Annotated in this window: 3 protein-coding genes; 2 read left to right on the top strand and 1 reads right to left on the bottom strand. The window is 39.4% G+C overall.

What is annotated here, in order from left to right; all coding sequences use genetic code 11:
* Both ACRCJ0_RS11870 and ACRCJ0_RS11865 read left to right on the top strand, forming a co-directional pair.
* On the top strand, window positions 1-1,261 hold a 1,261-nt coding region (locus ACRCJ0_RS11870), incomplete at its 5' end, for a dihydroorotase (protein WP_431390545.1).
* Between the two features lie 31 nt (window positions 1,262-1,292).
* A complete protein-coding gene (locus tag ACRCJ0_RS11865) occupies window positions 1,293-2,216 on the top strand; it encodes a dihydroorotate dehydrogenase (RefSeq protein ID WP_431390544.1) in 924 nt (307 codons plus the stop codon).
* A gap of 83 nt (window positions 2,217-2,299) precedes the next feature.
* Here ACRCJ0_RS11865 and ACRCJ0_RS11860 read toward each other — a convergent pair.
* Window positions 2,300-2,540: kinase/pyrophosphorylase (locus ACRCJ0_RS11860; RefSeq protein ID WP_431390543.1), on the bottom strand; the 241-nt coding region annotated here is incomplete at its 5' end.

Here is a 2,540-nt window from a genome sequence, read left to right as displayed (position 1 = left end):
TACAAATGGTAAACAGGTTACAAAAGATAATCAACTAGTAGATATTCATTTAAAAATTGACGGCAAAAAGATTGTCGCAGTTAGCGAGCAATTAGATTTCGACGTTGCGGATAATGACCAAGTTATTGATGTGGCTGGGAAGTTAGTCACACCAGGATTGACAGATGTCCATGTCCACTTCCGTCAGCCAGGTTTTGAAGACAAAGAAACGATTTTAACTGGAAGTCAAGCAGCTGCAAGGGGTGGATTCACACGTGTTGCAGCTATGCCCAATTTAAATCCAGCACCTGATACACCAGAAAAATTAAATGCAATTCAAAAACTTATTGACGAGGATTCAGTGATTGAGGTCTTACAGTATGCGCCGATTACAGGTGATTTAAAATCAGATGACTTAGTAGATATGGCCAATATGCCAGAAGCATTTGCCTTTACCAATGATGGGTTTGGGGTTCAAACTGCAGGCACTATGTACTTAGCTATGAAAGAGGCTGCTCGCTTACATAAGCCAATCGTAGCCCATACTGAAGATGAGAGTCTATTATTTGGCGGTGTAATGCATGAGGGTGTTAAAAATAAGGAACTTGGTTTACCTGGTATCTTAAATGCAACAGAATCTAGTCAAATTGCACGTGATATTCATTTAGCGGAAGAAACAGGTGTCCATTACCACGTTTGTCACGTATCCACTAAGGCATCTGTCGCAGCTATTCGTGACGGTAAAGCGCGTGGTGTGCATGTGACAGCAGAAGTTGCACCACATCATTTAATTCTAAATGAACTAGATATCCCAGCTGACGATGCTACTTTCAAGATGAACCCACCTTTACGTGGTGAAGAAGATCAAGCGGCTTTATTAGAAGGTTTGTTAGATGGTACTTTAGATATGGTAGCTACTGACCATGCACCGCACACTTTGGCTGAGAAGGCTAACGGTTTTATGGGTTCACCATTTGGAATTGTTGGTATTGAAACTGCGTTTGCTGTGATGTACACCCATTTTGTAAAGACAGGTATCATGTCTCTAGCCTTTTTACTTGAAAAAATGGTTACAGCACCAACAGATGTATTCGACTTAGCACCTGCTACACTATCAGTTGGTAGTTCAGCAGATATTGCAGTTTTTGATCTATCGCAAGCCTATACAATTGATCCAGCAGACTATTTATCAAAATCACAAGTGACACCATTTAACGGGGAAGAAGTATTTGGTATGTGTGCTTTGACTATTTATCAAGGAAATATCGTTTATCAACAATAATGTGTACCAAGAGTCATTTAAGGAGGCTATTATGTCACGTTTAAGTGTTAAATTACCAGGTTTAGAATTAAAGAATCCAGTAATGCCAGCATCTGGCTGTTTTGGTTATGGAGAAGGTTTTGTAGACAAATATGACTTAAGCATTTTAGGTGCTTTAGTAGATAAATCAACAACTGTAGAAGTTAGAAAAGGGAATCCAGATCCACGTTACTACCACTCCGGAGAACGTATTTTAAATTCAGTTGGTCTTAAAAATCCAGGCGTTGAAGGGGTTTTAGCAGAAAAATTACCTTATCTAGCACAATTTGATGTACCCATTATTCAAAGTGTTGCCGGGTCAACAGTTGAAGACTATGTTGAGGCAACGAAAGCTTTATCTAAAGCTCAGAATGTAAAGGCTATCGAATTAAATATCTCTTGTCCAAATGTTAAACTAGGTGGTCTACAATTTGGTACCAATCCAGAAGTAGCAGCAGATTTAACTAGACAGGTAAAAGCCGTAACGTCTTTACCTGTTTATGTAAAATTAACGCCTAATGTAACAGATATTACGGTTATTGCAAAGGCGGTAGAGGCTGCAGGTGCCGATGCTATTGTAATGATCAATACAATTACAGGTCAAACATTCGACCTACAAACAAGACAACCCGTTTTAGGTGGGATAACTGGTGGCTTGTCTGGTTCTTCCTTGAAATATGTTGCCTTAAGAATGGTACGTCAGGTTGCACAAGTAGTAGATATTCCTATCATTGGAGTAGGTGGTATCGAAAGCATTGATGATGTATTAGAAATGATCATTGCTGGTGCAACAGCTGTTCAAATAGGTTCTGCCAACTACGCCAACCCAATAGTTTGTAAGGAAATCATCGAAGGCTTGCCAGCACGTATGGATGAACTGAATATTGAATCTATTGAAAAATTAGTCCAAGAAATGAAAATGATGATCAAACAATAAATACATTGAAAAGCAGCGCTCATGACAATCATGGCGCTGTTTTTTTATTTTATAGTGTTATTTTAAGCTGAGCGGTTTCGCTCTCACCCTGAGGTTTTGGTTGAGTTGAAGAACATGATGATCAACGTGGCTGTTTCTTCGATTGACCGGTCAGCAACGTTGATGACTGGACAATTCAACTCTTCGTATAGTTTGTTGGCGTAGGCCAATTCTTTTTCAATGCGGGCATCATCTGTATACAGACTGGCATTTTCAATCCCATATGACCGCATACGTTCGCGTCGGAATTTATTTAAAACATTGACGTCATTGGTCAAACCAATA

This window comes from Aerococcus sp. L_32 (assembly GCF_050689315.1).
This window is presented reverse-complemented; position numbering and strand designations above follow the sequence as displayed.